Annotated in this window: 28 protein-coding genes and 1 pseudogene; 13 read left to right on the top strand and 16 right to left on the bottom strand. The window is 63.3% G+C overall.

Annotated features, from left to right (window positions below; translation table 11 throughout):
• The first annotated feature begins 7 nt into the window (after positions 1–7).
• Both JQ573_RS12985 and JQ573_RS12990 read left to right on the top strand, forming a co-directional pair.
• Positions 8–763, top strand: coding sequence for a YqcI/YcgG family protein (locus JQ573_RS12985; RefSeq protein ID WP_212310253.1), 756 nt, complete (start codon positions 8–10; stop codon positions 761–763).
• Positions 760–1080, top strand: a complete 321-nt coding sequence (locus tag JQ573_RS12990; protein WP_212310254.1) for a cupin domain-containing protein — start codon at positions 760–762, stop codon at positions 1078–1080. Before JQ573_RS12985 ends, JQ573_RS12990 begins: the two co-directional genes overlap by 4 nt.
• 23 nt (positions 1081–1103) lie before the next feature.
• Here JQ573_RS12990 and JQ573_RS12995 read toward each other — a convergent pair whose 3' ends face one another.
• The 5 genes and pseudogenes from JQ573_RS12995 to JQ573_RS13015 all read right to left on the bottom strand — a co-directional run bounded on the left by JQ573_RS12995 (position 1104) and on the right by JQ573_RS13015 (position 5221).
• Positions 1104–1286: a hypothetical protein gene (locus tag JQ573_RS12995; protein ID WP_212408711.1), complete on the bottom strand. Its 183-nt coding sequence runs from the start codon at positions 1284–1286 to the stop codon at positions 1104–1106.
• A gap of 361 nt (positions 1287–1647) precedes the next feature.
• The gene (locus JQ573_RS13000) at positions 1648–2910 is read right to left on the bottom strand and encodes a CaiB/BaiF CoA-transferase family protein (RefSeq protein ID WP_212310766.1); all 1263 of its coding nucleotides are present in this window, start codon (positions 2908–2910) and stop codon (positions 1648–1650) included.
• A gap of 295 nt (positions 2911–3205) precedes the next feature.
• Positions 3206–3628 (bottom strand): GFA family protein, encoded by a 423-nt coding sequence (locus tag JQ573_RS13005; RefSeq protein WP_212310255.1) that lies wholly within the window; start codon positions 3626–3628, stop codon positions 3206–3208.
• A gap of 361 nt (positions 3629–3989) precedes the next feature.
• Positions 3990–4565, bottom strand: a pseudogene (locus tag JQ573_RS13010) (DUF6456 domain-containing protein).
• A 95-nt stretch (positions 4566–4660) separates the two neighbouring features.
• On the bottom strand, positions 4661–5221 hold the full coding sequence (locus tag JQ573_RS13015; protein ID WP_212310256.1) for a GcrA family cell cycle regulator: 561 nt from the start codon (positions 5219–5221) through the stop codon (positions 4661–4663).
• Positions 5222–5348: 127 nt separating this feature from the next.
• On the opposite strand from JQ573_RS13015, the gene JQ573_RS13020 reads away from it, so the two are divergent.
• The 3 genes from JQ573_RS13020 (at position 5349) to JQ573_RS13030 (ending at position 7745) form a co-directional block, all read left to right on the top strand.
• The gene (locus tag JQ573_RS13020; RefSeq protein ID WP_092115615.1) at positions 5349–5987 is read left to right on the top strand and encodes an XRE family transcriptional regulator; all 639 of its coding nucleotides are present in this window, start codon (positions 5349–5351) and stop codon (positions 5985–5987) included.
• Positions 5988–6148: 161 nt separating this feature from the next.
• Complete coding sequence (locus JQ573_RS13025; protein WP_212310257.1) at positions 6149–6424, top strand: hypothetical protein; 276 nt, start codon at positions 6149–6151, stop codon at positions 6422–6424.
• Between the two features lie 166 nt (positions 6425–6590).
• A complete protein-coding gene (locus JQ573_RS13030) occupies positions 6591–7745 on the top strand; it encodes an OpgC domain-containing protein (RefSeq protein WP_212310258.1) in 1155 nt (384 codons plus the stop codon).
• A gap of 10 nt (positions 7746–7755) precedes the next feature.
• Here JQ573_RS13030 and JQ573_RS13035 read toward each other — a convergent pair whose 3' ends face one another.
• A complete protein-coding gene (locus JQ573_RS13035) occupies positions 7756–9060 on the bottom strand; it encodes a glycoside hydrolase family 3 N-terminal domain-containing protein (protein ID WP_212310767.1) in 1305 nt (434 codons plus the stop codon).
• Positions 9061–9305: 245 nt separating this feature from the next.
• Between JQ573_RS13035 and JQ573_RS13040 the strand changes: the two genes are divergently transcribed.
• From JQ573_RS13040 to JQ573_RS13050, 3 genes are read left to right on the top strand one after another with little or no spacing between them, the layout of a single operon-like run.
• Complete coding sequence (locus JQ573_RS13040) at positions 9306–10793, top strand: DUF4173 domain-containing protein (protein WP_212310259.1); 1488 nt, start codon at positions 9306–9308, stop codon at positions 10791–10793.
• Positions 10794–10821: 28 nt separating this feature from the next.
• Positions 10822–11526 carry a response regulator transcription factor gene (locus JQ573_RS13045; RefSeq protein WP_212310260.1) on the top strand — a complete coding sequence of 235 codons (705 nt, stop codon included), beginning with the start codon at positions 10822–10824 and terminating at the stop codon, positions 11524–11526.
• Entirely contained in the window at positions 11523–13115 is a 1593-nt protein-coding gene (locus JQ573_RS13050; protein ID WP_212310261.1) for an ATP-binding protein, read from the top strand. The genes JQ573_RS13045 and JQ573_RS13050 overlap by 4 nt, the downstream gene beginning before the upstream one ends.
• A 5-nt stretch (positions 13116–13120) precedes the next feature.
• Here JQ573_RS13050 and JQ573_RS13055 read toward each other — a convergent pair whose 3' ends face one another.
• Entirely contained in the window at positions 13121–13297 is a 177-nt protein-coding gene (locus tag JQ573_RS13055; RefSeq protein WP_212310262.1) for a hypothetical protein, read from the bottom strand.
• 164 nt (positions 13298–13461) lie between these two features.
• Between JQ573_RS13055 and dctP (JQ573_RS13060) the strand changes: the two genes are divergently transcribed.
• The 5 genes from dctP (JQ573_RS13060) to JQ573_RS13080 are packed head-to-tail and all read left to right on the top strand — an operon-like array spanning position 13462 to position 18673.
• Positions 13462–14493, top strand: coding sequence for a TRAP transporter substrate-binding protein DctP (gene dctP, locus JQ573_RS13060; protein ID WP_212310263.1), 1032 nt, complete (start codon positions 13462–13464; stop codon positions 14491–14493).
• Positions 14494–14510: 17 nt separating this feature from the next.
• Complete coding sequence (locus JQ573_RS13065; RefSeq protein ID WP_312011462.1) at positions 14511–15071, top strand: TRAP transporter small permease; 561 nt, start codon at positions 14511–14513, stop codon at positions 15069–15071.
• Entirely contained in the window at positions 15068–16357 is a 1290-nt protein-coding gene (locus tag JQ573_RS13070; protein WP_212310265.1) for a TRAP transporter large permease, read from the top strand. The genes JQ573_RS13065 and JQ573_RS13070 overlap by 4 nt, the downstream gene beginning before the upstream one ends.
• A gap of 40 nt (positions 16358–16397) precedes the next feature.
• Complete coding sequence (dctP, locus tag JQ573_RS13075; RefSeq protein ID WP_212310266.1) at positions 16398–17441, top strand: TRAP transporter substrate-binding protein DctP; 1044 nt, start codon at positions 16398–16400, stop codon at positions 17439–17441.
• Entirely contained in the window at positions 17438–18673 is a 1236-nt protein-coding gene (locus JQ573_RS13080; protein WP_212310267.1) for a CaiB/BaiF CoA-transferase family protein, read from the top strand. The genes dctP (JQ573_RS13075) and JQ573_RS13080 overlap by 4 nt, the downstream gene beginning before the upstream one ends.
• On the opposite strand, the gene JQ573_RS13085 is transcribed toward JQ573_RS13080, so the two are convergent.
• From JQ573_RS13085 to JQ573_RS13125, 9 genes are all read right to left on the bottom strand, one after another.
• A complete protein-coding gene (locus tag JQ573_RS13085) occupies positions 18674–19528 on the bottom strand; it encodes a CoA ester lyase (protein ID WP_212310268.1) in 855 nt (284 codons plus the stop codon).
• 3 nt (positions 19529–19531) lie between these two features.
• Positions 19532–19987, bottom strand: a complete 456-nt coding sequence (locus JQ573_RS13090; RefSeq protein ID WP_018272840.1) for a MaoC family dehydratase — start codon at positions 19985–19987, stop codon at positions 19532–19534.
• Positions 19988–20764 (bottom strand): enoyl-CoA hydratase/isomerase family protein, encoded by a 777-nt coding sequence (locus JQ573_RS13095; RefSeq protein ID WP_212310269.1) that lies wholly within the window; start codon positions 20762–20764, stop codon positions 19988–19990.
• A complete protein-coding gene (locus tag JQ573_RS13100; protein ID WP_212310270.1) occupies positions 20761–21987 on the bottom strand; it encodes a CaiB/BaiF CoA-transferase family protein in 1227 nt (408 codons plus the stop codon). Before JQ573_RS13100 ends, JQ573_RS13095 begins: the two co-directional genes overlap by 4 nt.
• A gap of 85 nt (positions 21988–22072) precedes the next feature.
• Positions 22073–22789 carry an ABC transporter ATP-binding protein gene (locus JQ573_RS13105; RefSeq protein WP_212310271.1) on the bottom strand — a complete coding sequence of 239 codons (717 nt, stop codon included), beginning with the start codon at positions 22787–22789 and terminating at the stop codon, positions 22073–22075.
• A complete protein-coding gene (locus tag JQ573_RS13110) occupies positions 22786–23544 on the bottom strand; it encodes an ABC transporter ATP-binding protein (protein WP_212310272.1) in 759 nt (252 codons plus the stop codon). Before JQ573_RS13110 ends, JQ573_RS13105 begins: the two co-directional genes overlap by 4 nt.
• Before the next feature lie 2 nt (positions 23545–23546).
• Positions 23547–24566, bottom strand: coding sequence for a branched-chain amino acid ABC transporter permease (locus JQ573_RS13115; protein WP_212310273.1), 1020 nt, complete (start codon positions 24564–24566; stop codon positions 23547–23549).
• Positions 24563–25465 carry a branched-chain amino acid ABC transporter permease gene (locus JQ573_RS13120; protein ID WP_212310274.1) on the bottom strand — a complete coding sequence of 301 codons (903 nt, stop codon included), beginning with the start codon at positions 25463–25465 and terminating at the stop codon, positions 24563–24565. The genes JQ573_RS13115 and JQ573_RS13120 overlap by 4 nt, the downstream gene beginning before the upstream one ends.
• A 95-nt stretch (positions 25466–25560) precedes the next feature.
• Complete coding sequence (locus JQ573_RS13125; protein WP_212310275.1) at positions 25561–26820, bottom strand: ABC transporter substrate-binding protein; 1260 nt, start codon at positions 26818–26820, stop codon at positions 25561–25563.
• Positions 26821–26947 lie beyond the last annotated feature (127 nt).

A 26947-nucleotide genomic window follows, 5' to 3' on the forward strand; every position in this document is an offset into this window, starting at 1 on the left:
GGGTGTTATGGAGCGCTTGTTCTTGAGAAAAGGTGAAGTCGCGTCAAACTTTCCGGTCAGCAGCTGGCAGAGCGTGATGTTCTCCGAGTTTGAAGCGCAGATGAGCAGCGAGGCAAGGCCGTTCCCTTGCGTGTTCGGGGTGACCGGACATCGCCAGGATCAGCTCCGCTATCTTTTCCTCGACCCCTATGACGTTGCTGTGCTCGGCGAGCAGCTCGCACAATATGTCTCAGACGCGCGCTCGTTCGGCCCCAATACCTCGTTGATCGTGTTCACGCGTCCCCGCCCCGTGCAGACGCTCGATGCCTACTATCGCAAGATGTGGCTGACGCTCGACCAGCTCGCACGCCTGGACAAGAACCCGTGGCCATCAGAGATTCCGGAACAGATCGACCACCCGATGTGGGAGTTCTCGTTTGCCGGTGAGCCCATTTTCGTCGTGTGCACGACGCCCGCTCATGTGATGCGCCAGAGCCGCCGATCCAGCGCCTTCATGCTCACGTTCCAGCCGCGCTGGGTGTTCGACAAGATCCTCGGGACGGAAAAGGCCGCGACTGCCGCGTTCGCCGAGGTGCGCAAGCGCCTGATCCCGTACGACAGCGCGAGCCCCTCTCCGCTTCTTGGCCGCTACGGCGCGACCGACGGCCGCGAATATCTGCAGTACTTCCTGCACGACGACAACAATGCGAGCGGAGGCTGCCCCTTTGCCAAGCTCGCGCAGAACAAGACGCCAGCTATCGCGAACAAGGAACAGGCAGCATGACCCAAATCATTGCGGGCACGAAGACCGAATTTGCCATCGATCCGGAGATTCTCAACCTGCTCCCGGCCCAGGGGTCCGTCGAGCTGCAGCATGATGCAGCCGGCAAGGTGCATCACTTCCATACCCATCCGGTCGATGAAATCCTGATGATCATCAGCGGCCGGTTGAACTTCATCTGGGACGGCGGTGAGCGGGTCGTCGGTGCCGGCGACACCATCCTGCTGCCTGCCGGCACCCGGCATCAATCCGAAGCGCTCGAGGGTGGTGCAATCTACGTGATCGCGACACAGCCGCCCGCTAGGTCAATGAACAACTGATATCCAGGAAAAACGCGAACACCTCAGGACAGTGAGGGATCGCGCGGCGGCTCAACCGCCAAACGTTCGACCAGCTCGATGACCTCGGAACGCTGGTTGGGCGCAAGTCGAAGGAAAGCCTTCAACAGTCGCAGGCTTTCCAGTGTTTCGCTCGATGGAGCTCCGAGCTTGTTCTGCAGCTCTGCAACGTATGTGGGATTTTTCATCTCGCACCTTAAGTGAGGATTACGAATGGCATACCCAGGTAAACGTGAAGGCTTGGCCCAGAAGGTCGACACCGCAGCGCAAGAGGCCGAACGCCTTGGCCTGACCACGGCAACCCTCATACTCCGGATGGCCCGTCTCGAGATTGATAGGGCGGAGCCCGAGGAAGTTGAAAGTATGCCAAGGAACAACTTGCGCAGCAAGCCGAACTGAGGTCCTGAACGGGCCAGTTCCGGGTCGAAGGCCGCCCGCACGCGGTGGGGGCCCGCGACGTCTGAACGACATCTTGCGAGGCGAGAGGCTTCCCTCTCGCCTCAGGTCAGGTGGTTAGCGCGTATCTGATCTTTGGTTCAGACCAAACGGCTAGCCGGTGTTACCTGGCTTGCCGAACGCGCCTGCCTCGGCCAAAGCGGCGATGCGCCGGTCGTCGTAGCCGAGCGTCTTGCTCAACACATCCCGGGTGTGCTGACCGAGCAGCGGAGCCGCAACGGGATCGACCGTAGGTGTCAGGCTCATATTGACCGGCGACTCGATGTTCGGAACCGAGCCGGCGGTCGGATGCGCGATTCTGCTCAGGCGATGACGATCGCGCACCTCGGGTGCGTTGAAGCCTTCCTCGACCGTACGCAGATAGCCAACCGGAATATTGGCCTTCTTCATCTTTGCCATCCAGTGCTCGAGCGTGTCGCTTGCAAACACGCTGGCGATGATGGCACGCAGCTTCTCCTTGTTGGCGGTCCGCGCCTTGCGGTGAGCAAACTCGGGGTCGGTGATGAGATCCGGGCGATCGAGTACGTCGGTCACGAGCCGGCGATAGAGCCGGTCGTTGGCGCAAGCCATATAGAGCGGACCATCGGACGCCCGGTAGACGCCGACGGTCGGCGAACCGTTCGGTGAGTTGCCGAAACGGCCGGGGTTGTTGCCGTTGATGAGATAGGCCATGCCGTAGAAGCCGGTCATCGACACTGCGGTGTCGATCAACGCGACCTCGACCTGCTGCCCGCGACCGAGCCGATCCCGCGCAATCAAGGCGAGCAGGATGGCGTTGCAGGCCGACATACCGGTTGCCATGTCCACGATCGGTGGCCCGGTGCGCACCGGTTCGCCATCCGGAAAGCCGTTGAGCGACATGAAGCCGCTTTCGGCCTGCGTAATCGGGTCGAAGCCCGGGCGCAGCGCGAAATCACCCTTGCGGCCATAGGCGGAGATCGAGCAATAGATCAGCCGCGGATTGGACGGCGACACCGACGCATAGTCGAGACCGAATTTCTTCATCACGCCGCCGGAGAAATTCTCCACCACGACGTCTGCCTTGGCAACCAACGCGCGCGCGACTTCGAGCGCGACCGGATTGTTGAAATCGAGCGCAATGCCGCGCTTGTTGCGGTTGAGGCTCAGATACGCTGCGCTTTCGCCGCCGATTTCAGCGTGCTCGTAAGCTCGCGTGTCGTCCCCACCGTCCGGATTCTCGATCTTGATGACCTCGGCCCCGAAATCGGCCAGCGTTTGGGTGCAGGCCGGGCCGGCGACGACGCGGGTGAAGTCGACCACCAGCAGGCCATCGAGCGCCGTCGGAACTCCCTCCCCGCGCGGCGCGCGCCCTGGCAACTCTGGTTTGGTCATGATCTGACGCTTCCTCTGTTATTTTGTCAGGCGAAATACGACGGCCCTTGCCAGGACCGACACTGCCTGCCTTTTAGCGGAAGCCCGTCACCAGAACCAAACCCGGATTTTGCAGGGCGGGACCTTCGCCTGACATGGCTGTCACCGGCAAGGGGGTCCCGCAGTGCCGACACGGTCAAACGATTCGAATGTCAAGGAAACCCGCCGGATACCGGATCCGTCAGCGCGTCCGGCGAGCGGAAGAATGGACATCGGCGGGTAGCGACGCTTCGTCGCCACCCGCTCGAGAACCGTCGCACTATTCGGCGATCATTTCGCCGGAGCCGCCGAACTCGGCCGGAAAGTCCTTCAGCTTCGGCAGGCCATCGCGTATCGGCAGCACTGCCTCGGAATAGTTGACGTGAACGCCGGGGCTGAACTTCAGCGTTGGGATCGTTGCCGTGAACACGTCGACGAGCCCAAGCGTCGGGTGGTTCGTCATCAGGTGACCGCCGCACTTGGTGCAGTATTTGCGCTGGCTCATCGCGGTCTTCTCGAACGTCCCGACATGATCGGCGCCCTTGGTGACTTCGACCGCCTCGGGCTTCCAGAGGCTGAACGCATTCACTGGGCCGCCGGACCAGGAACGGCATGAACGGCAGTGGCAGTAGCCCATCGCCTCAGGCTCCCCGGTGACCTTGAGTTCGACGGCGCCGCAAAAGCAGGTTCCAGTGTGATTCATCGCTCGGTTCTCCCTTGGGTGAATTGATCGGAGGGTGAATTGATCAGACTCCGCGCCGGCATCGACCCACGTTACTCGTGATGTTCACGATGCAGGATAAGATCAAGGCGGGCATAGCCGCTGCGAACTCCATTGTGGACGTACAGACCATTCCTCGCACGGGAGGCAATCACGCTGCGCTCCAATGCAGACAGGTCGTCGACGCGAGCGAAGTTACATGAGAGTCCGCGCTGCTGTCGACCGTCTTCGACGCAGATAGGGATGAGCTCAGTGTGAGGCAAAGCACAGTGCCGCAACATGATGAATCACTGCCGCGCCAGATGCCTGAGCGGCACCCGGCACGCGAGCACATCACTTCAGATCAGCATTGACGGTGCTTCACCGGAACCTTGTTCGGCGTGGCAAGCCCGTACATCAGCGCCAGCCGATCCAGGCATTCCTTGAGGCGCCGCGCAAAATAGTCCTGCCAGCGCTGCGTACGCAAGCCGCGCCGCTGCCCCACCTGCTCCATGGTCATGCCGAGGATCAGGACGTCGTGCACCAGCGCCGAACCGTCGGCACCAAGCTCATGCTCGGCACGATTCAGGCGCAAGGTCGCCTGGCGCTGTCCCTCCGTGATCGGCTCTCGTTGCTGACCGCCGTCAACATATTCACGCGTCGTATCCACCGCGCGAGGGCCGCGCTCGGCCTTCTCCCAATCGTTCTGGAAGGCCCGGCCGCTCCGGTACTGTGTGTCGTCGATCTGCCGGTGTGCATGCAACCGGCCGAGCGGGTCGTTGCGTATCGAGCGAAAGGCAACGATCTTCTCGCCCGGCTAGAGCGCGAGGGGATCGTCGATCTCGACGGTCGCCACCTCGGCGTTGAAGGGCAGATCCTGGGAGCGCCGATCATGTGTTCCAGCGGGATCGTACGGTTTCCGGCGTTTTGCGCGCGGCATTGGTGACCTCCGAAATGTGTGATGAAAGCGCGCGGCGGCGTCCGCGCGACCGTGGTTGTGTGGACCGACATCGATCGGTCGGGAGGTGAGCGGCCTCAGATGGCCCCGATGGCTTGAAGCCAGGCGTCGTTCAGTACCGGCCTCGTCGATGCCTCGGGATCGCGGCTCAGGTGAAAATGCGGCGTGCAATAGCTCGCGCCCGGCCGGCACGGGTGACCGCAGAAGGTCATGGTTTCGCCGTCGGCATCCCCGCCATAGGGATAGCGGCAGTCTCCGCGCTTGAGGTCGAACAGTGAAAGGTGCCGTGGCGCGACCGCCGCGCAACGAAGTTGGGGCAGCTCCACCGTTTCGGTGAAGCTTTTCGGCCAGCGAAGCAGATCGGGCTTGAGCTCGGCCCGCCCTTCACGCAGGCGCCCGATCCTCGGTGGCTCCGGCAAGGCCGGCTTGGGTGGATCGAGATGCCCTGGCAGGGACGGCTCTGGCCGATCGAGGCCCGCCAGCCCCATGCGCTGCGCCCGGCTGAGGGCCGCGTTGCGTGTATAGGCCGTGCTGAAGGTTGCGTTGATCGTGTCAGCGATTTCCGAATAGGACAAGCCGCGGGCCCGCAGGTCCTGCAAGGCAGCCGAATGCTCCGGCAGCCAGTTCACCATATCCATTCCAAATTCCCATTTTTGTCATTCCGCCGGCGCCTCGCACACCTTCCGATATTCCGAAGAAAAAGTCAAGCTTGAATTCTGATAATCGTAACGGTAAGAGTATGTCCAGCTTTGGAGAGGATGAAACATGCTGGACGCGGCACTTATCGAACGAGCTCTGGAAAAGACGGGAAAGAGCAAGGGCGGGCTTGCCCGCGCAATGGGGGTTCGGGCCGGGGCGGTGTCCGAAATCCTGTCGGGAATCCGCTTGATCAAGGCATCGGAGATCGCCCCGATCATGGAATATCTGGAGCTGAACGCGGTGCCGATCGTGGGCCGGGTCGGCGCCGGCGCCTCGATCCAGCCGGAACTTGAGCAGGTCCCGCCGGAGGGTCTCGGCGAGATCGAGCTTCCCTTCCCGATGACGGAGGAAACCGTCGCTTTCGAGGTTTCGGGCGATTCGATGCTGCCGAAATACGAGAACGGCGATGTCATCGTGGTGTATCGCGAGCAGCGCTATCCGCTGTCGAGCTTCTACGGAGAGGAGGCTGCGGTCCGGCTGAAGAGCGGCGAGCGCTATCTGAAGACGATCGAGCGGGGCAGTTCGTCCGGCACGGTCAACCTCAAGAGCTTCAATGCCAAGCCGATCAACGGCGTCAAGCTCGAATGGATCGGCGAGATCTGCGTCACCCTGCCCCGCGGCCAGATCGAAAGGCTGCGCGGCAAGACGGCGGCGAAGGGCCGCAAATCAGCCCGGGCGCAGGGCGGACGGTCGTCCGAGAAATAGCCGCCCGGCTTCAGGGGCTGGCCTGACCGATTCGGGTGCCTTCGGCCCGAATCGGTTGGTGCGACCGCGCCCGAGTTCCGATTATCGTCAATTTCCCTTGACACAATTCCGATTATCGGAAATAATGGACAACGAAAGTCAACGCATCGAACCGCCAGGCAATGCAGTATTTTGTTGTGATGATCGACTATGGCCGCCGTGGCCGCGAGGCGATCGTCGATCCCGAAATGACGCGGCGCGAGGTCATCTCACGGGTCGCGTCGGGGGAATACACCAACATCAGCTTCATCCACGAGGTTGCCGAGTGCTCGGTCGAGGATATCACGGACGATATCCTCGCGGAGGCTGCCCTGCCGGAGGTCGCCCCGACCGGCGCGAACCTGCAAGCCAGTACACTGGATCACGCCCGCGACCTGCGCAAACACGAGCCGGTCTGACCGCGCTCACGCGGTGATTGCGAAAACGTGATCTTTCTTGAACCGGCCACTTGGCCGGAACCCGAAACAGACTAGATAGGGTTCACGCAGAGTCTATTCGGACCGGGCGTGGGTTCCCACTAGATTCGCGAACTCGTTTTCTCGGGCCGGCAGATTTCACCTTCAGATGACTTCGACAACAAACGCCGAGATCGCGAGAGCCGATGGCGATCTCAGGATCGCGCTGCTGCTTGGCATCGCAAACTGGTTTCTGTTCCTGGATCACGTGCCGCACAACGTCGTCAGTGCACTGACCATGCGCAATTTCGGCTTTAGCGGCGCGACCGACCTTTTTGTGTTCATCGGCGGCTATGCGGTGACGCTCATTTACGCCCGGATGGCGCTGGAGCGCGGATTCGTGGTGGCTGCGACCCGGATCTTCAAGCGCGTATGGCAGCTCTATGCTGCCTATATCGTCCTGTTCGTGATCTATGTCGAGTTGATCAGCTATGTCGCCACGCGGACCGCGGCGCCCGAGATCATCAGCGAGTTCAACATCACCGGATTCATCGACCACCCGATCCGGACGCTGATCTACGGCTTGTTCCTGCAGGCCAAACCCCTCAATCTCGACGTGCTGCAACTCACTATCGCCCTGATGGCCTTCCAGCCGTTCGTCGTACTCGGATTGCTCTACGTGCCGAATGCAACACTTCTCGCGTCAGTGGCGCTTTACGCTACCGCCCGCGTGTTCGACTGGAACCTGACTTCATATCCGTACGGAGATTGGTACCTTAATCCGTTCTGCTGGCAATTGCTGTTCGTAATGGGTGGCTGGCTCGCGCTCATCGGCACGCGCTATGCACCCGCGATCCGCGCGATGCAGGCCGTTGCCGCGCTGCGCGCCACGGCGTTGCTGTACCTGCTGTTCGCGCTGACGATCGTCTCCAGTAGCGATATCCCCGCACTCGCCCAAATGATGCCGAGCGGACTGAGCGACATGCTGCTGCAGAACGACCGGGAGGATGTCGCACCTCACCGCATCCTGCATTTCCTGACCCTGACATTCCTGTTCACCTGGTTGGTGCCGCGCGACTGGGGATATCTGCGATCTTACGCCCTGCAGCCGATCATCAAGTGCGGCGAGGAATGGCTGGCCGTGTTCTGTGCAGGCGTGTTCCTCTCCTTCGCCGCGCACCTGATTTTGATCACCGGCCCTTACTCACTGACAAGGCAGGTCGCGGTCAGCCTCGCCGGTCTCGCGGCGATGACGGCTGTCGCCTACTACGTCTCGTGGTCGAAGCAGCAGGATAACAAATCTGCGGTCGGCGCTCATTCCTGAATCCATCGATCTAGTCGACCAGCAGCGCGCGCCTTAGCCGCGTCTCACTGTCGTGCAGCATGGCGGTGTCGACGCCCCCTCGCGCAGCTGCATCCGTCGCGCAAGCGAACAGGCGGTAGAACTGCAACCCGTCATAGGCGACCAGCAACAGATCGACGCCCGCGTTCAACGCCTCAACGACTGCGGTGCAGACATCGTGCTGATAGATCGCGCCCATCACCAGATCGTCTGTCATGACGATGCCCTGGTAGTTCCAGCTCTTCCGGATCAGGCCGCCGACCACGGCCTTTGAATGCGACGCCGGCCGCCCTCGGTCGAGCGCATTCACCGCGACATGCCCAACCATCAGGCGCGCATCGGTCGACGACAGCACATCGCGGAATGGGCGCCAGTCCGTCGCCTGCAGTTCGTCGACCGGCGTATCGAGATCGGCGTTGAAATGATGCGTGTCGGCGCGCACGCGGCCCAATCCCGGAAAGTGCTTCACGGTGGCATTGACGCCCGCGGACTCGAGGCCAAGGATGTAGGCGCCCGCGATCGCGCTCACCTTGGCCGGATCATCGGAGATCGCGCGCTGATTGATCAGCGTATTGAAATCGAGCCGGTTGTGCTTCGCCGCCGGCCGCAGGTCGAGCACCGGGGCAAAATTCAGGTTGATGCCAAGCGATGCCAGCTCGCGCCCATGGGTGCGCCCGAACTCCTCGGCTTTCGCCTTTTGCTCATCCGGCGCCAGCTCGGCCAGGGAGGCCAGTGCGGGCAGTCTCGTGAGCGGCGGTGCCAGATGCGAAACGATGCCGCCCTCCTGATCCGTCGCGACCATCAGCGGCGGCAGCCCCGCGGCCCGCCGCCTCGCCTGCAGTGTGGCGATCTCCGCCTTCAAGGCGTCAGCCGTCCTGCCGGCGATGTTGCGCCGGGTGACATAGATGCCCGCAACGAACCCCTTCTCCACAAGCGGTGCGACCTCGTCGAACGACCGATAGCCGACGATAAAATGCTGCCCCAGCGACCGCGCGAGGACCGGCTCAGTCTGGAGAACGCGGTGCTTCCGCACCTCGAACACACCATGCGCGGCGAGCATCGCGAGCGGCGGCAGACACCACAGGATCACCAGGAGCCTTCCTGACCGCGTCCGCCCCCGCCACGTGGCGCCGCGAACCAGCATGAACGCGACGACGATGCTTGCGAGCACAAGAAGAAGATTGCCCGTCCCGCGCAACGGGACGAGATAGGGATCGTTGTTGTTGACGCCGGCCAAGACGAATACGAGCCCGAAGATCCAGGCCAGGGCGATGCCGACGCGCTTGATGATTTGCATGGAGACGACGGGTGAACGAACCGAACGTATCGTCCGTATCAGACCGGACTCGCCGCAGCGAGTGGATAAGACCGTTCTGCACGCAATCTGCATAACAATCCTGAACTCCTGCTGATCGCCTTCCCGCTGTCTGCACGCGGCCAACCCAAGGTGCGCCCTGCCGCAACCAGGATCGCGTTCGCACACCCGTCGATGACTTCAGCGCGACCGCTGAAGTCCATACGTCCTTCAGTCCTGAGGTCATGATGACAAGCCTAGAGTCACCGGAAGCTGAGACCCACTCGATTGCCAATGGTTTGCCGCCGGCCAAGGCCGCCGCCGCGCTTGCGCTCGCCGCGCTGGCCGATTGGTTGTTCTATGATCAGAATGCCGGACTCTCGGTGGTCCTCTTCGCCTTCGCGCTGGCCGGCGTGTCACTAGCCGCCAACTTCGGTCACGTCGCTCGCCACAGGCTGCCGATCGCCGGCGCGATCGTTGTGGCCGGGCTACTCCCTGCCCTGGAAGAGGTCAACGCAGTCTCGCTGGCCTTCGCCATTCTTGCGCTCGGCACCGCGCTTGCTCTGACGACCAATCCCTGTCTCAACAGCGTAACCAGGGGAGCTGCCTCGTTGGTGGATCTCCTTCTGGTCAGCCCTTTCAGGTTGTTCCGGGACGTCGTCAGCGCATTCGATCTGCCGGGCCTCACCAGGGGGTTCATCCTATGGTTCGTGCCGTTGCTGCTCGGAACCGTGTTTGTCTTTCTGTTCGTCGCAGCCAATCCGGTGCTGGAGATATGGATCAGCCAGCTGAACCCCGGCAATCCCGCCGCCAGCCTCAGCCTCGGTCGCACGCTGTTCTGGATCCTCGTATTGGCGCTGGTCTGGCCATTCGTCCATGTCAAATGGCGGCGCTACACCAATGTCGCGGCCAGCGGACCGCGATCTTCCGCGCAGGGTCCAGCCGAACCCGATCATTTCATCGACTTGCTCGGCGCAGGCACCATCCTGCGCTCTCTGATCCTGTTCAACTTGCTGTTTTCGATTCAGACAATTCTCGATGCGATCTATCTCTGGGGCAACACAACGCTTCCCGCCGCCATCACTTACGCGTCCTACGCCCACCGTGGCGCCTATCCGCTGATTGTCACGGCGCTCCTGGCCGCGGCCTTCGTTCTGGTCGCGATGCGGCCGGGCGGCCCGGCCGAGCAATCGCGGGTGATCCGACCGCTCGTCTACCTCTGGGTCGGGCAGAATGTTCTACTGGTGATCTCCTCAATGCTCCGGCTTGATCTCTATGTCCAAACCTATCTGCTCACCTACTGGCGCGTCGCGGCATTCGTCTGGATGCTGCTCGTCGCCGTCGGGCTGATCCTGATTCTGGTGCGCATTGCCCTGCGGGCATCGAATGAATGGCTCGTCCGCGGCAATCTGTTGGTACTGACCATCGTGCTCTATGTCGGCTCTCTGATCAATTTCGCCGCCGTCGTCGCCGACTATAATGTCAGTCACAGCCGCGAAGCCTCGGGCAGCGCCGTTAGTTTGGATATGGACTACCTGATCCAGCTCGGCCCGAACGCGCTTCCGGCCATCGACCAGGCGATCCAACTGCGTTACGCCAACCCGGTCCTTGTCTCTCGCCGCAATAGCCTTGTAGAACAGCAACGCCAGCAGATGGCCTCATGGCGCGGCTGGAGCTTTCGCGGCTGGCGGCTTCAGCGTTTCCTGGACGGGCGGCAGAGCAACGCGCCGGGGTAGTCCAAGCGCCGGTTTTCGGAGACGACTCGTGACGCACCGCATCCTCATCGTCGACGACGACCTGCATATCCGCGAGGTTATCCGCGTCGCGCTCAAGAAAGCCGGCATGAACGTGGCCGAGGCCCGCGACGGCAAGGAGGCGCTGACCCGGTTTGCCGGCGAGCGGCCGGACCTGATCGTGCTCGATATCGGCATGCCGGAATTCGATGGCCTCGAGGTTTGCCGCGAGATCCGCAAATCGTCCGACGTGCCGATCCTGTTCCTCTCCGCCCGTGACGACGAGATCGACCGCGTCCTCGGCCTGGAGATCGGCGGTGACGACTACGTGACCAAGCCGTTCAGCCCGCGCGAGCTCGTCGCGCGGGTGAATGTCATCCTGCGGCGCCTGACTCCGCGGAAGGCGGAGACAAGGACAGAGGCCGGCGTGCTCTCCCGGGGACATCTCTCGGTCGATCCCGAGCAGCACGTGGCGGCATTCGCAGGCGTGCCGCTGCGCCTGACCGCGATCGAGTTCGGAATTCTGCGCGCCTTCCTGACGCGGCCAACGGCGGTGTTCAACCGCGAGCAGATCATGAGCGCGGCCTACCAGCTCAACATCCAGGTCTCCGACCGCACCATCGACAGCCACATCCGCAACATCCGGGCCAAGCTCGCAGCCGTGAACTGCGACAACGCTATCGAAACCGTTCACGGCGTTGGCTTCAAGCTCGGTCGCTGCGAGCAGCAAGCATGACATCGTTCCGCGCCCGCCAGAAGTGGCGACCGTCGCTTGGCCTGGTCATCTTCACCGTGCTTGCCTCGGTCGCGGTCCTGCCACTGATGGGGCTGTTTTTCTTTCGCCTCTACGACAATCAGCTGATTCACCAGACGCAAGCCGAGCTGATTGCGCAAAGCCGTGTGCTTGCCGCGATCTACGCCGAACACGTGAAGGCACGGCTTGGCGATGGCATCCCGCTCGGCGCTACAGTCCCTCAAGAGGCCTTGCCCGACCCCGACGACCAGGTGACGCCGATCCGGCCCGCGCTCGATCTCGCCGGCAACGACCTGCTGCGGCGACGGCCCGATGCGTTGCCGGCGGCGAAGCCGGCGGATCCGGCCTATGTCGAGATCGGTACCGCGCTCATGCCCATCATCCTGGAGACCCAGAAGGTCACGCTGGCGGGCTTCCGTATTCTCGATCCGCAAGGCGTGGTGATCGCCGGACGCCAGGAGGTCGGGCAGTCGCTTGCCCTTATCGAGGAAGTGGCCGCGGCGCTTGGAGGCCAGTATAGCGCCGCGCTCCGTATCCGCATGCCGGACAAACCTCCGCCACCGATCTATTCGATCAGCCGCGGCGTCGGTGTCCATGTCTTCTCCGCGATGCCCGTGATCGTCAACGATCACGTCGCCGGCGTGATCTACACGTCGCGGACGCCGAGCAACATCTTCGATCATCTCTATCAGGAGCGCGGCAAGTTCCTGCTCGCCACATTGGCCGTGCTGCTGGCGACCATTGCGATCGGGCTGATGTTCTCACGAACAGTCACGCGTCCGATGCGCGAGCTCGTCGATCGAGCCGTGCGGATCGGCCGCGGCGACCGCAATGCGTTTCAGCCCTTGCAGCACTATGGCACCCGCGAGCTGGCCCAGCTCTCCGACAGCTTCCTCGACATGGCCCAGCAGCTGTCGCGGCGTTCCGACTACATCGCCACCTTCTCGGCACACCTGACGCACGAACTGAAATCGCCGCTGACATCGATCAGGGGCGCGGCCGAGCTGCTGCAGGATTCGCTTCAAAGCAAGTCGGATACGCTGACCCGATCCGAGCAACAGAGCTTCATCTCGAACATCCTTGGCGACGTCGCGCGGCTCGATGCGATGAGCCAGCGGCTGCGCGAGCTGGCGCGCGCAGAGAGCGCTCCGCAGAACGAGCAGACCTCACTCTCTGGCGTCATCGCGAACCTGAAGAGCCGCTTTGCGCAGCGGACAATCGTGGCCAGCGGCGACCTCGACGGCCCGATCGGGATGTCCGGCGAGAAGGCGCTGATCGTGCTGGCGCACCTGGCCGACAACGCGTTCCGTCACAATGCCAAATTGGTGCAGCTTGAAGCGACTGCCGGAGCCTCGACCGTCAGGGTGACGGTGAGCAACGATGGCGATGCGATCTCCAACGCCAACGGCGACAAGATCTTCGATGCCTTCTTCACCACCCGCCGCGATAGCGGCGGCACCGGCATGGGCCTCGCCATCGCGCAAGCGGTCATGGTGAGCCATGGCGGTACGATCCGTCTCCTGCCCGCCAGCCAGGGCGTCGCGTTCGCGCTGGAGTTTCCCGCGGTCTAACGGCGTCAGACCCGCTCGATGATGATCGTGGCCGCCATGCCGCCGGCGGCGGCGCTGAGCCGTCGAGCACACCGGAGGAATTTCCCGCGTGGTGGATAAAATTGATCGAGATCTGATTGCCTCTCAGCATCGGCTTCCAGCCGATTGGCCGTCGCGCGCTTACGGCTCGAAATCAAGGGCATCGACGTCCTCGTGTGATCCCTTCCGCCCTCGCAATCGCGTCGGCGCATGGCGGCCCACGCTCTCCGGTTGCCCGATCAGGCTTGCTCAGCCGAGCCATGCTTGACGGGCAAATTCGTTTGTGCGCAGCTGCTCAAAACAACAAGGCTACTCAGGGGCAGGACATATGGGCGGGCTTCGGCGGGCGCTGGCCGGTTACGGCTTCCTCATCGCATCGATCAATCTGGCGGCAGCGGCCGAGCCGATCAAGCTGCGGGTGGCCGACTCTTTTCCGAAGGGGCATTACCTCGTCCGCCTCGTGCTCGAGCCTTGGATGGCCGAGGTGCAGAAGCGCACCAACAACGCCGTGACGTTCGAGCACTATCCGGCCCAGCAGCTCGGCAAGGCCGCCGACATGCTCAAACTGACGCAAACCGGCGTCGCCGACATCGGCTACGTCGCGCCCGCCTACGTGTCCGACAAGATGCCGGTCTCCGAAGTCGCGATGCTCCCCGGCGCGTTCGAGCATTCCTGCCAGGGCACGCTCGCCTATTGGAAGGCCGCGCGGAGCGGCGTGATTGCAGAGCAGGATTATACCGCAAACGGCATCCGCCTGCTGCTCGCGGTGAGCCTGCCGCCCTATCGTATCCTGACCGTGAAGCAGCCGGTGAAGGATGTCGCCGACATCAACGGATTGAAGCTGCGGTCGACCGGCGGCGCGCAGGACCTCACCTTGCGCGCGATCGGCGCAGTGCCGGTGCGGATGGCGGCCCCCGACGCCTACGAGTCGCTGTCGCGCGGCACGATGGACGGTCTGCTGTTTCCGCTCGAAAGCGTCGTCGCCTATGGCGCCGACAAGCTCGTGAAGCATTCTACCAACGGCTTTGGCTTCGCGAGCTTCGTGGTCGCCTATTCGATCAGCGAGAACGCCTGGAAGAAACTGTCGCCGGAGATCCAGAAGGCGATGATCGACACCGCCGAGGAAATCCTGCCGTCTGCCTGCAAGGAAGTGCAGAAGCAGGACACCGAGACGATGAAGTCGATGGAAGCCGCAGGCGTCCACTTCGACACCTTACAGCCTGACGTCGTCGCCAAGCTCAAGGACCTGACCAAGGGCGTGGGCAAGGCATGGGCCGCCGGGCTCGATGCCCGCGGCAAGCACGGCAGCGACGCTCTGAAGGAATTCAGCGCCGCCGTTGCGGCCGTGCCGGCCCAGTAACGCGGACGGAGCCCAACGTGATCAAGACAGGCCTGAAGGCTCTGACCGCCATCGAAAAGGTGACCTCGGCCATCGCCGCGGCGATGATGTTCGCGATCATGATCATCGTCTTCTCCGATGTCGTGATGCGCTACGTCTTCAACCGGCCGTTCTCCTGGGCCTATGATCTGATCTCGCTCTACGTGATGGCCGGCGTGTTCTTTCTCTCCCTTTCCGGCACCTACGCGGTCAACGGCCATATCAGCGTCGATATCCTACTGCCACGCTTCTCGGCGATTATCCAGCGCCTCTGCGTCATCATCTCCAACCTCGTTGGCCTCGCGATCTTCGTTCCAATCGCCTGGCTCGGTTATCAGCGCGCGCTCGACAATTATGTGTCGGGCGATGTGATGGCCGGTGCGATCCCTTGGCCGACCTGGGCGTCCTCGATCTTCGTGCCGGTCGGTGCGGGAATTCTCGCGTTGCGCCTTGCCGTTCATCTCATTGCCAATACCGCAAGCCTCCTGACCGGCGAGAATTTGTTGCCGCTGCCGGCCATCTCCGGTCATTCGGACAAGGCTGCCGGAGGTTTCGAATGATCCCGACCTTCATCCTCGCGCTGCTGTTCTTCCTGCTCGCGATCGGAACGCCGGTCGCGTTCGCCATGGCATTCTCCGGCGGGCTCGGCCTCTATCTGACCGGCGGCCTGCCGATCCTGCTCGGCGTGCTGCAGACCACGCCGCTGTCGGCCGTCACCTCCTACGAGCTGATCACGATCCCGATGTTCCTGTTGATGGCAGACCTGGTGCTGCTGTCGGGCGTCGCCGACGATCTGTTCAAGACCGCCGCAGCCTGGGTTGGACGCATCCCCGGCGGTCTCGGCATGGCGACCGCGTTGGCCGGTGCGGGCTTCGGCTCGATCTGTGGTACCAGCACAGCCTCCGCCGCGACGCTCTCTTCGACCAGCCTGCCCGCGATGATCCGCCAGGGTTACGAGCCCAAAATGGCCGCCGGCGTCGTCGCGATCTCGGGCACGCTGGCGATGCTGCTGCCGACCTCGGTGGCGCTCGTGATCTTCGGCCTGCTTGCCGAGGTGAACATCGGAAAGCTCCTGATCAGCGGCATCATCCCGGCGATCTTTGTCACCATCATCATCATGTCGACGATCTATATCCTGGTGCTGCTCGATCCCTCGCGCGCACCGACGATTTCGGCCGTGACATGGTCGGAGCGATTCAGCCTGCTCTGGCAGGTCAGCCCGATAGTGGTCCTGTTCTCGATCGTCACAGGCACGATCTATCTCGGGATCGCGACCCCGACGGAAGCCTCGGCCTTCGGTGCATTCGGCGCCTTCTGCCTCGCCTGCTGGAAACGCAAGATCAACCTGACCTCGCTCTACACGACGTTACGTCATGCCGCCCAGGGCACCTGCATGATCGTGCTGATCATCATGTGCGCGCACATCTTCGGCTATTTCTTCACCCTCACCCAGGTCACGCAGAACATCGTTGGGTGGGTCGGCGGGCTCGACGTCTCGCGCTGGATCATCATCACGCTGATCCTGTGCGGCTACATCGTGCTCGGCTCGTTCATGGATCAAATCGCAATCCTGGTGCTGACGGTTCCGATCGTGCTGCCGCTGATCAAGTCGCTCGGCTTCGATCCGATCTGGTTCGGCGTGATCAAGATCGTGACTGCCGAGGTCGGCATGATCACACCGCCGATCGGATTGAACTGCTTCATCGTCGCACGCTACGCACATCGTCCCGTGGGCGAGGTGTTCCACGGCACATTGCCGCATTTCATCGCCCATCTGATCGCCATCGCCATTTTCGTGGCATTCCCGGAGATCATCCTCTGGCTGCCGAACCACATGCAACATTGAAGAAGCCGTCGGTCGAGACGGCCATCTCTGGGAGACTGTTATGAATTTCTCTTCCCGTTTCCTCGCCGGCGCAGCTGTCGCCACCGCCTTGCTGGCGGCTTCCGCATCATCGGGCCTCGCCCAAGAGAAGATCACCCTGCGCCTTGCCGACAGCCTGCCGTCCGGCCACGTGATCCATGAGCTCGTCGGCAAGCCTTTTTCCGAGCTCGTCACCAAGCTGACCAACGGCCAGGTCACGTTCCAGCACTTCCCGGCGGAGCAGCTCGGCAAGGCCAAGGACATGGCTCAGCTCACCGCGCTCGGCGTTGCCGACGTCTCCTACATCGTGCCGTCCTATTCGTCGGACAAGTTTCCGCTGACGGCCGTCGCCGAACTGCCCGGCATCTTCGACAGCGAATGCCAGGGCTCGCTCGCCTTCTACAAGGTCTCGCACAATGGCGGCATCCTGGAGACGAAGGAGTTTGCGCCGAACCAGCTTCGGCCGCTGGTGACGCTCGCGCTGCCAGCCTACCAGGTCCAGCTTGCGACCAGCCGCGATGTGAAGACCGCGAAGGACCTCGAAGGCCTGAAGATCCGCACCACCGGCGGCGCCATGGACCTGATGATGCGCTCGATCGGCGGTGTTCCGGTGCGGATGGCCGCGCCCGAGATCTATGAATCGCTGACCCGCGGCACGCTCGACGGGCTGATCTTCTCCTACCAGAGCTCGGCATCCTACGACTTCGGCAAGATCCTGAAGTCGGGCACCGAGGGGCTCAACTTCGGCACCGCGATCTTCACCTATTCGATCGGCGAGCTGAAATTCAAGTCGCTGCCCGAGAATGTGCGCAAGGCGCTGGTCGAGGCCGGCGAGCAGACCACGCGCGAGGCCTGCAAGCGGTTCGAGGACGGAGAAAAGGCCGCGGCCGACAAGATCAAGTCGCAGGGCATGAAGGTCATCAACTTCAGCGCCGACGACAAGGAGGTGTTCGACACCGCCTTCAAATCGGTGGCGCAGGATTGGGTGAAGGACGTCGACAAGCGCGGCAAGCCCGGTACCGACGTCTTCAAGGCCTTCACCGAAGCACTGGCCGCTACCCATTGAGCCAGGCACCGACGAGAGACAAACCATCCGCGCCGGCGGGCCCGCTCGCCGGCGTCAGGATCATCGACCTCACCAGCGTGATGATGGGGCCCTACGCGACCATGATCCTCGGCGACTACGGCGCCGACGTGATCAAGGTCGAGAGCCCCGATGGTGATGTGATGCGCCACGCCGCCCCGATGCGCCATCCCGCGATGGGCGCGATGTATCTGCAGGGCAATCGCAACAAGCGCTCGATCGTGCTCGATTTGAAGAAGGCTGGCGGCCGCGCGGCGCTGCTGCGTCTTGCCACCGATGCCGATGTGTTCGTCCACAACGTCCGTCCTGCGGCGATGGCGCGGCTCAAGCTCGGTGCCGACGATCTCCTCGCCACCAACCCGCGGCTGGTCTACGCCAGCCTGCACGGCTTCGGCGAGACCGGGCCCTATGCCGGCCGGCCCGCCTACGACGACCTGATCCAGGGGCTGACCGCCCTGCCCGCGCTGACCGGTAGGATCATCGGCGAGCCGCGCTACTCGCCGGCGACCATGGCCGACCGCATCGTCGGTCTCAATGCCGTCCACGCCATCCTGGCGGCACTGTTCCACCGCGAGCGCACTGGTGAAGGCCAGGCGATCGAAATCCCGATGTTCGAGACCATGGCGCAGTTCGTGCTCGGCGATCACATGGCCGGCCGCAGCTTCGAGCCGCCGATCGGACCACCCGGCTACTCCCGGCTGCTGTCGCCAGACCGCCGTCCGTATCAGACCAGCGACGGCTACATCTGCGCACTGGTCTATTCCGACAAGCAGTGGAACGCGTTCTTCGCCAAGATCGGCCTCGCCAATGAATCCGACCGCGACCCGCGGCTGAACAGCATCTCTGCGCGAACCCGGAACTACGACTTCGTCTACGGCTGGTTCTCGCAGATGATGAAGACCCGCAGCACCGCCGACTGGATGCGCTTCTTCGAAGAGGCCGACATTCCGCATGCGCCGCTGCACGACCTCGACAGCCTGATCGACGATCCGCATCTTGCAGCCGTCGGGCTGATCCAATCAATAGAGCATCCGACCGAAGGCACGCTGCGCGTGGCCGGCCCGGCCGCCACCTGGAGCAAGACGCCGCCATCGATCCGGACCTATCCGCCGAGCCTCGGCGAGCATGGCCGGGAGATCCTGCGCGAGGCTGGACTTGCGGATGCGGAGATTGCGGCCCTCCTCACGGAGGGCGCGCTGATCGAACCCGACTGACTATTTCCTGCGCGACGCCAGGATTTTCTCGGCGGCGCGCAGATGCGGCTTGTCCAGCATCTTGCCGTCCATCTTGGCGACTCCGGACGGATTGTCGGCAAACGCAGCGATCACCCGCTCCGACCACGCGATCTCCTCGTCGCTCGGCATGAAGGCCGCGTTGACGACATCGACATGCTTGGGATGGATCACGGCCTTGGCGAGGAAGCCGTCCTGCCGCGCGGCAATCGCCTCCGCCTTCAGCGCATCAAGATCGTTGATGTCGGTGGCGATGGTGTCGATCGCGACCACGCCGGCCGCGGCCGCGCCGATCAGGCAGAGATCGCGGGCAAGGATGAAGGGCGAATGATAGCGGCCGTCGGTGCGGTTGCGCGTTGCGCCGAGCGAGGCCGCAAGGTCCTCCGCACCCCACATCATGCCCCAGAGCCGCGGGCTCATGTTCTCGAAGTCCAGGATCTTCAGCACCGCCCGCGCCGTCTCGGTTGCGACCGTAACGATCCGCGTGGTGCCTTGCGCGATACCCGAGGCGGCCTCGAATGCATCAAGATAGAGCGCGAGCTTGTTGACATCGGCGGCGCCGGCGCATTTCGGCAGCACGATGCCATCAGGCTTTCCGGGCATCACGGCCGCGAGGTCGCCGAGCGTCAGATCGGTGTCGAGCGCGTTGACGCGGATATAGAGCTTCTGGTCCGGATTGCGCGCATCGAGCATCTCGCGCGTGATGCCGCGCGCAACGACCTTTTGCTCCGGCGCGATGGAATCCTCGAGGTCGAGGATCAATGCGTCGGCTGCGGTCTTCTTCGCGCTCTCATATTTCCGGGTGCTATCGCCGGGAACAAACAGGAACGATCGCATCGTCTATGCCTTCGGCTTGCAGTGCATCAGGCCGGTGCGGCGGCAGCTTGCCACCACCTCGCCGCGCTGATTGGTCATGGTGTGTTCGAATTCGACGATGCCCTGGGTCGGCCGCGACTTGCTGGCGCGCTTGCCGATGATCCTGGTATGCGCTTTCAAGGTATCGCCGTGAAAGACTGGTTTCGGAAACTTGACGTCGGTCATGCCGAGGTTTCCGACCGTGGTTCCCAAGGTCGTGTCGTACACGCTCATGCCGATCATGATGCCGAGCGTATAGAGGCTGTTGAACAGCCGCTGGCCGAACTCGGTCTTCTCTGAGAAATGCGCATCGATGTGCAGCGGCTGCGGGTTCATGGTCAGGAGGCTGAACATGGTGTTGTCCATCTCCGTCACGGTCCGGCTGAACTCGTGATGGAATTCCTGCCCGACCTCGAACTCTTCGAAATACAATCCAGCCATTTAACGTCCCTTGTAGTTGGGCGTTCGCTTCTCAACGAACGCATTCAGCCCTTCCTGACAGTCTTCCGTCGATGCGACCACCACGAAGCTTTCCGCCGTGTTCTCCACCGAACGGCGGAAATCGGCATCGACCGCGCGCATGAAGGCGTCGCGGCCGATCTTCATCACGATCGGCGATTTCGCGGCCAGCTTCCGCGCGATCTCGCGGGCCCGCTCGAGCGCGGTGCCCTTCGGCACAACTTCGCTGAGCAGCCCCATGCGATAGGCGGTGGCGGCATCGAAGGGCTCGCCGAGGAACAGCGGGCCGAACGCCTGGTGCTTCCCCACCAGCTGCGGCAACTGCACGAAATGGATCGCCGGGATCAGGCCGACATCGATCTCGGGATAGCCGAAGGTCGAGCTGTCGCCCGCGATAATCATGTCGCAGGAGATCGCGATCGTCATGCCGCCGGCGCGCACCGCGCCGTCGATCGCCGCGATGGTCGGCTTACCCATGCGGTACTGCGTATCGTTCAGCGCGAAATATAGCCGCTCGAGAAATGCCTTGGTCTCGATCGCGGGCTTGCCCCTGACGATGTCGAGGTCGAGGCCGGCGCAGAACACCTTGTGGGCGCTGCTGATGATGACGGCGCGCACCGCATCATCATCGCGTGCTTTCGCCAGCGCCGCCAGCAACGCGTCGATCAGGGGGATGCTGAGCGCATTCACCGGCCCGCGGTCCAGCACAATCTCCGCAATCTGGTTGCTGACCGAGTAACGAACGAGGTCCGTGCTCATGATGTCTTGCCTCCTGTCATCGCTTTGGCCTGCCGCACCGCGCCCGACAGCAGCAAGCCGTCGATCTCGACCGAACCAAAGCCAGCCTCTGTCAGCACCGCGCGGCTATCCTGCCCAACGTCCGGCGCAGGACAAAGATGATCCTCGGACAGGCTCGCGATCCCCGGCGTCCGCGGCGAATAGACCGCGCCGACGCCCGGCGTATCCTGGCGGACCGACGCGCTGGTCGCCTCGACGTGAGGGTTGCGCAGCCATTCGCCGGGATTGAGGATGCGCTCCGCGATGATATCGGCACTGTGCAGCCGCGTCAGCCAGACATCCGTCGGCTGCGTCAGGAGCACCTCGCGCAGCTGCGGGATCAGCGTGTCGGCCGCATCGGCGCGCCGGGCGAAGTCGGCGAAGCGCGGATCGGCGGCGAGATCCTCTCGGCCGATCGCACCGCACAGCCGCTTGTATTGCGGCTCGTTCACCAGCGTCACCATCATCCAGCCGTCCTGGGTCTGGTAGGTGCCGGCCGGCACATTGAGAGCGCGCGGCGCACCGCCCTCAAGGATGAACTCCGCGACCTTGTGCCCGAGCAGTGCCGACGTCGACTGGCAGAGATTGACGTCGATCCAGCGTCCGGTGCCGACCGTCGCACGCGCGAACAGCGTCGTCGCAATGGCCTGGAACGCGTAGACGCCGGTGACGACGTCGGAGATCGTGGTGCCGACCCGATGCGGCACACCATCGGTGCCGATATTGACCGAGACCAGCCCCGAGAACGCCTGCGCCACGGAATCCGAGCCTGGCCGCTTTGAGTATGGCCCGCTCTGCCCGAAGCCGCTAACCGACAGATAGACCAGGCCCGGATTGTCGCGCGACAGGCTCTCATAGCCGAGCCCGAGCCGCTCCGCGACACCGGGGCGAAATCCTTCAATCAGCACGTCGGCTTCCCGCGCCAGAAGCTGCGCGATGGCGATCCCATCCTTGTGCTTCATGTCGAGGCACAGGCTGCGCTTGCCGCGATTGTAGACCGCCGACAGGGTCGTGTGATTGCCGTAGGTCGTGCCGAGATAGCGCGACCAGTCGCCCTCAGGCGGCTCGACCTTGATGACGTCGGCGCCATAGATCCCGAGCAGCATCGCGCAATAGGGCGAGGCGATCCCCTGCCCAAAATCCAGCACTTTCAGCCCGCGATACGGCGCCTCGTGCGTCGGCATCAGCTTGCGTTCGCCCGCCATTTGTCCTCCCACAGCTGTCGAAGAGCCCTATTCTCTTGGGTATGATCTTATCGGAAAACCGCTGCGCACTTTTCCGGATCATGCCCTACAGCGCTAGATAGCGCTGCCGGATGTTATCGTTGGCCTTCAGCTCATCGATGGAGGATGTGTAGACGATTTGTCCCTTGTCGATAACCGTCGCGTGGCTCGCAAGGCCAAGGCAAAAATGCATGTTCTGCTCGGCGATCAATACTGTGGCACCGGTGCCGCGGAGCTGCCGCAGCAGTTCGCCGATGCGCTGCACGATGATCGGCGCCAGCCCCTCGCTCGGCTCATCGAGCAGCAGCAGCACCGGATTGCCCATCAGCGTGCGGGCGATCGCCAGCATCTGCTGCTCGCCGCCGGACAGCCGGCCCGCGATCCGGTGCCGCAGCGGCTCCAGCAGCGGGAACACGTCATAGACGCGCCGGATCGACCACTCGTCCTCGCCGTCGGGCCCTTTCTTCTGGCCGATGACGAGGTTGTCCTCGACCGTATGCTCGGGAAAGATCTGGCGGTCCTCCGGCACGAAGCCGAGCCCGGCCCGCGCAATGTGATGCGGCTTCATTCCGGACACCACCCGGCCGCGCAGACTCACCTTGCCGCGGCGCGCCGGCGCAAGCCCCATGATCGCCTTCATGGTGGTCGACTTGCCGGCCCCGTTGCGGCCGAGCAGCGCCATCGTTTCGCCCTTCCGCACGGAGAGGCCGACGCCGAACAGGATCTGGCTGGTGCCGTAGTAGACGTCGAGGTCCTCGACCTGCACCACCGGCTGCGTGCTCATAGCACCGCTCCCGCGTGGTCGTCGCTGCCGAGATAGGCCTCGATGACGGCTTCATTCCTGCGGATCGCATCAGGCGTCCCGGTCGCCAGGATCCGGCCGTAACACAGCACAACGATCTCAGGTGCGATCTTGAACACGATATCCATGTCGTGCTCGATGAACACGACGGTGATCTTCTGCTTCTCCCAGAGCTCGCGCACCTTGTCGATCATGCGCCAGCGCTCCTCGGTGCCCATGCCGGCTGTCGGCTCATCGAGCAGCAGCACCTTGGGATCGAGCACCAGCGCGAGCGCGATATCGAGCAGCTTCTGGTCGCCATGCGATAGCGTCGCCGCGGTCCTGTTGCGCTTACCGGCGAGGCCGAGCAGCTCCATCGCATGCTCGGCGCGGTCGCGCGTCTCGGCCAATGGAAAGCGGCGATGCATCACACCAGCGCGGCGCTGATCGGCACAGACCGCCGCCAGCATCGTCTCCTCGACCGTTAGCGAGGGGAAGATGCTCGCGACCTGGAAGGCGCGGCCGATGCCGTGGCGCACGATCTCTGGCGGCGTCTTCCCCGCCATGTCGACGCCATTGAGCAGGATCTGACCGGCATCCGGCCGCAGCGCGCCGGTGATCAAGTTGAAGAAGGTGCTCTTGCCGGCCCCGTTGGGACCGATCACGGCGGTGAGCGAACCGTCGGCGAAGTCGAGCGAGACGTTGTCGGTCGCCTTGACGCCGCCGAAGGATTTCGAGAGGGCGCGAATTTCCAGCATGGCTAGCCGCGCCCCTCGCCACGACGCTGCGCGAACCATTCGACAACGAAGTCCATCAAGCCCTTTCGCAGACCGATGGCGAAGAACAGGATCACGATGCCGAGTACGATACCGTGATACTCGGTCAGGCGGGTGACGGTGTCGTTGAGGATCAGCAGCAGCACCGTTCCGACCATCGGCCCGAGGAAGGTCGTGACGCCGCCGAGCATGTTGATGAAGATGCCCTCGCCCGAGATTGTCCAGTAGGCGAATTCGGGATAGGCCCCGGAGACGAACAGCGCCATGATGATGCCCCCAGTCGCCGCGAACAGCGCCGCTAGCACGAAGATAGTCAGCTTCGCGCGCCAGACATCGATGCCGATGAAGCTCGCCCGCGTGGCATTGTCGCGGATCATGCGCAGCGTGTAGCCGAACGGCGACTGCGCGATCTGGCGCATCAGGAACAGCCCGATCACCAGCAGCGCGCAGCTCGTGATGTAGAGATGCAGATGGTTCGAGAGGTCGATGCCGAGAAACGGCGGCCGCGGAATGCCGCCGCGCAGTCCCTGGTCGCCGCCGGTCAGCGACTGCCACGACAGGATGGTCGAATGAATCAGCATCTGGAACGCCAGCGTGACGAAGGCGAAATAGATCTCCTTCAGCCGCACGCAGATCGCGCCGATGACGACGGCGACGACGAAAGTCATCGCCAGCGTGGCGACGAAGGCCACTAGGATCGGCACACCGGTCTTCTGCATCATGAGGCCGAAACCATAGGCGCCGAGGCCGAAGAACATGCCATGCCCGAACGAGATCAGTCCGGTGTAGCCGACCAGAAGGTTGAGCGACGTCGCGAACAATCCGTAGGCTGCGCAGCGGATCACGAAGTCGAGCAGCTGCTTGCTGCCGAACGCCATCGGCAGCAGCGCGAGCAGCACAAAGGCCGCGAGCGCGATCAGCACATCGCGATAGCGCTGCGGCCTGGCGTCGATCCGGGGCACCTCGAGGGGCTGCGCGCCCTGCCCGGCCTGCAACTCGGTCATGCGACCTCCTTGCCGAACAGGCCGGTCGGACGCGACACCAGCGCGATCACCATGAAGAGATACATCAGCCCCTCGGTGAACAGCGGGAAGCCGAGCGATCCGAAGGAACGGATCAGGCCGATCAGGAGCGCACCGATGAGCGCGCCCAGGATCGAGCCCATGCCGCCGATGACGGTGACGATGAAGGACTCGATCAAGACCGAGAAACCCATGCCCGGCGTCAGCGAGCGCACCGGCGCGGCAAGCGCTCCGGCCAGCCCCGCCAGCATGCCGCCGAGCGCGAACACGCCGCCATAGATCAGCCCGGTGTTGATGCCGAGCGCCGACACCATCCCGGGATTGTGCGCAGCCGCACGGATCACCTTGCCGATCCGGGAACGCGCCAGCCCCAGCCCGAGAACCGCCGCGGCCACGAGCGCCACCCCGATCAGCAGAAGATAGTATGGCGGCACTACGCCGCCGGCGATGAACAGCGGCGGCACCTGGAACGCTGCCGGCATACCCATTGACCTGAATTCAGGCCCCCAGATCATGCGGACGACATCGTCGAAGATCAGCACAAAGGCGTAGCAAACCAGAAGCTGCATCAGCACATCGCGGCCGTAGACGCGGCTCATGAAGGCGCGTTCGAAAATCAGACCGAGGAGCGCGGTGCCGACGGCGCCGCTCAGGATCGCCAGCGCAAAGCTGCCGGTGAGCTGGTAGGCCGTCATCGCGAAATAGGCGCCGAACATATAGAAGGCGCCGTGGCTGAAATTGACCACCTTGAGCACGCCGAAGATCAGCGTCAGCCCGACGGCGACAAGAAACAGCAGCATGCCGATGATCAAGCCGCTGGTGGTCTGCGTCACCAGGCATGCAGGACTGCTGAGGCAACTGGCGAGCGCGTCGAGGTCCACGGGAATCATCCATTACGGCGGGCCGCAACGCCGGCGCGCGACAAACATCAGATGCAAGGCGGAGACAGCACGCGGCCTCCGCCCCCGCATGCGGATCAGGTGTAGCCCTTGCTCTTCTTCCACTCGGCTTCGAGTTCGAAGATGGTCTTCCAGTCTCCGGCCTTGACGTCGGGCACGTAGGGCTCCTGCGGGATCGTGGTGCCCCAGCCGATCGCGTAGCCGACCAGCGTGTGGTCGTCGGCGCGCATCGTGACGGTGCCGTCGGCACCGAACGGGCATTTGATGGTGAGCCCCGTGAGGGCCTCTGCGACCTTCTTGCCGTCGGTCGAGTTCGCCTTCTTGACGGCCTCGGTGAGGAACATGACCGCCGTCGCGTTCTGCCAGGACCAGTTGGTCGGATACTCGTTGTACTTCGCCTTGTAGGCATCGCCCCAGGCTGCATTCTCCGGCGTTGGCGGGAATGTCTTGATGTAACGGTCGCCGGAGTGGATGCCCTTGGGCAGGTTCTTCACCACCGTGAGCGCGGTGTAGTCGGCCATGTTGACCGCGAACACCTCCATCTGGTTGAACATCGCGTAGATGTTGGCCTGGTCGATGTAGGACGTGAGATCGCCACCCCACAGGCAGGAATAGAGCGCCTGCGGCTTGGCCTGCAGGATCTTGGTCACCACCTCGGTGTAATCGGGCTGGAACAGCTTCGGCCAGGATTCGCTGATGATCTCGACATCGGGCGCGAACTTCTTCAGGTACAGCACGAACTCGCCGGTCGTATCGCGGCCATAGGCGTAGTCGGGCGAGCAGGTCGCCCACTTCTTCAGGCCCTTGGCCTTGGCGATCCCTGCCGCATAGCCGGCGCCGACGATCGAGTCATGAATGCCCTGCCGCACGCAGCGGAAGGCGTTCGGGATGTGCTGCTTGGGATCGGCCGTCAGCGACGATGCTTCCGAGCAGGTGTGGATGCAGAGCACGCCGAGATCGCGCGCCACCTCGTGGACCGCGAACGATCCCGACGATGCCTCGCCATCGAGCAGCATCTCGCAGCCGTCGGTGTTGACGAGCTCGCGCGCAATCCGCGCGGCTTCCTGCGGCTGTCCCTTGGAATCGCGGATCACCATCTCGATCTGCCGCCCGGCAAGGCCGCCTGCGGCATTGACCTTCTCGACTTCCAGCATCACCGCATTGCGCGAGGACGTCCCGAGTTGCGCGACGCGACCCGACAGAATGGTCGGCATGCCGATCTTGATGGTCTTGGCCTGTGCGCGCGCCGCCCATGGCGCAGCAAAGCTCACCGCACCGGCGCCCATCAGCGCAAGCGTCGAGCGCCGGCTGATGCCCGGTTTCCGGGTCCTCGTCATATTCCCCTCCCTGTCGGGTTCGCGTTCCCAAATCCCTGTCGGAGATCGTTTCGTCTCCATGGCCGCGATGTTTTCAGAGCAAGGGGGGTGACGTCAAGCCAAAGATGAACTACGACTCATAATTCAT

Origin of the sequence: Bradyrhizobium sp. AUGA SZCCT0105 (assembly GCF_018129565.1) — a bacterium.
Classification (GTDB): Bacteria; Pseudomonadota; Alphaproteobacteria; order Rhizobiales; family Xanthobacteraceae; genus Bradyrhizobium.

Bases quoted from the DNA above. Each gene is read 5' to 3' on its own strand.
- JQ573_RS13105 (WP_212310271.1), bottom strand. From the start codon at position 22,789: ATGAGCACGCAGCCGGTGGTGCAGGTCGAGGACCTCGACGTCTACTAC.
- JQ573_RS13085 (WP_212310268.1), bottom strand. From the start codon at position 19,528: ATGCGATCGTTCCTGTTTGTTCCCGGCGATAGCACCCGGAAATATGAG.
- JQ573_RS13020 (WP_092115615.1), top strand. From the start codon at position 5,349: ATGCTGGACGCGGCACTTATCGAACGAGCTCTGGAAAAGACGGGAAAG.
- JQ573_RS12985 (WP_212310253.1), top strand. From the start codon at position 8: ATGGAGCGCTTGTTCTTGAGAAAAGGTGAAGTCGCGTCAAACTTTCCG.
- JQ573_RS13070 (WP_212310265.1), top strand. From the start codon at position 15,068: ATGATCCCGACCTTCATCCTCGCGCTGCTGTTCTTCCTGCTCGCGATC.
- JQ573_RS13050 (WP_212310261.1), top strand. From the start codon at position 11,523: ATGACATCGTTCCGCGCCCGCCAGAAGTGGCGACCGTCGCTTGGCCTG.
- dctP (WP_212310263.1), top strand. From the start codon at position 13,462: ATGGGCGGGCTTCGGCGGGCGCTGGCCGGTTACGGCTTCCTCATCGCA.
- JQ573_RS13095 (WP_212310269.1), bottom strand. From the start codon at position 20,764: ATGAGCACGGACCTCGTTCGTTACTCGGTCAGCAACCAGATTGCGGAG.
- JQ573_RS13115 (WP_212310273.1), bottom strand. From the start codon at position 24,566: ATGACCGAGTTGCAGGCCGGGCAGGGCGCGCAGCCCCTCGAGGTGCCC.
- JQ573_RS13040 (WP_212310259.1), top strand. From the start codon at position 9,306: ATGACAAGCCTAGAGTCACCGGAAGCTGAGACCCACTCGATTGCCAAT.
- JQ573_RS13090 (WP_018272840.1), bottom strand. From the start codon at position 19,987: ATGGCTGGATTGTATTTCGAAGAGTTCGAGGTCGGGCAGGAATTCCAT.
- JQ573_RS13055 (WP_212310262.1), bottom strand. From the start codon at position 13,297: ATGCCCTTGATTTCGAGCCGTAAGCGCGCGACGGCCAATCGGCTGGAA.
- JQ573_RS13100 (WP_212310270.1), bottom strand. From the start codon at position 21,987: ATGGCGGGCGAACGCAAGCTGATGCCGACGCACGAGGCGCCGTATCGC.
- JQ573_RS13125 (WP_212310275.1), bottom strand. From the start codon at position 26,820: ATGACGAGGACCCGGAAACCGGGCATCAGCCGGCGCTCGACGCTTGCG.
- JQ573_RS13035 (WP_212310767.1), bottom strand. From the start codon at position 9,060: ATGCAAATCATCAAGCGCGTCGGCATCGCCCTGGCCTGGATCTTCGGG.
- JQ573_RS13110 (WP_212310272.1), bottom strand. From the start codon at position 23,544: ATGCTGGAAATTCGCGCCCTCTCGAAATCCTTCGGCGGCGTCAAGGCG.
- JQ573_RS13005 (WP_212310255.1), bottom strand. From the start codon at position 3,628: ATGAATCACACTGGAACCTGCTTTTGCGGCGCCGTCGAACTCAAGGTC.
- JQ573_RS13030 (WP_212310258.1), top strand. From the start codon at position 6,591: ATGACTTCGACAACAAACGCCGAGATCGCGAGAGCCGATGGCGATCTC.
- dctP (WP_212310266.1), top strand. From the start codon at position 16,398: ATGAATTTCTCTTCCCGTTTCCTCGCCGGCGCAGCTGTCGCCACCGCC.
- JQ573_RS13025 (WP_212310257.1), top strand. From the start codon at position 6,149: ATGCAGTATTTTGTTGTGATGATCGACTATGGCCGCCGTGGCCGCGAG.
- JQ573_RS13015 (WP_212310256.1), bottom strand. From the start codon at position 5,221: ATGGATATGGTGAACTGGCTGCCGGAGCATTCGGCTGCCTTGCAGGAC.
- JQ573_RS12990 (WP_212310254.1), top strand. From the start codon at position 760: ATGACCCAAATCATTGCGGGCACGAAGACCGAATTTGCCATCGATCCG.
- JQ573_RS12995 (WP_212408711.1), bottom strand. From the start codon at position 1,286: ATGAAAAATCCCACATACGTTGCAGAGCTGCAGAACAAGCTCGGAGCT.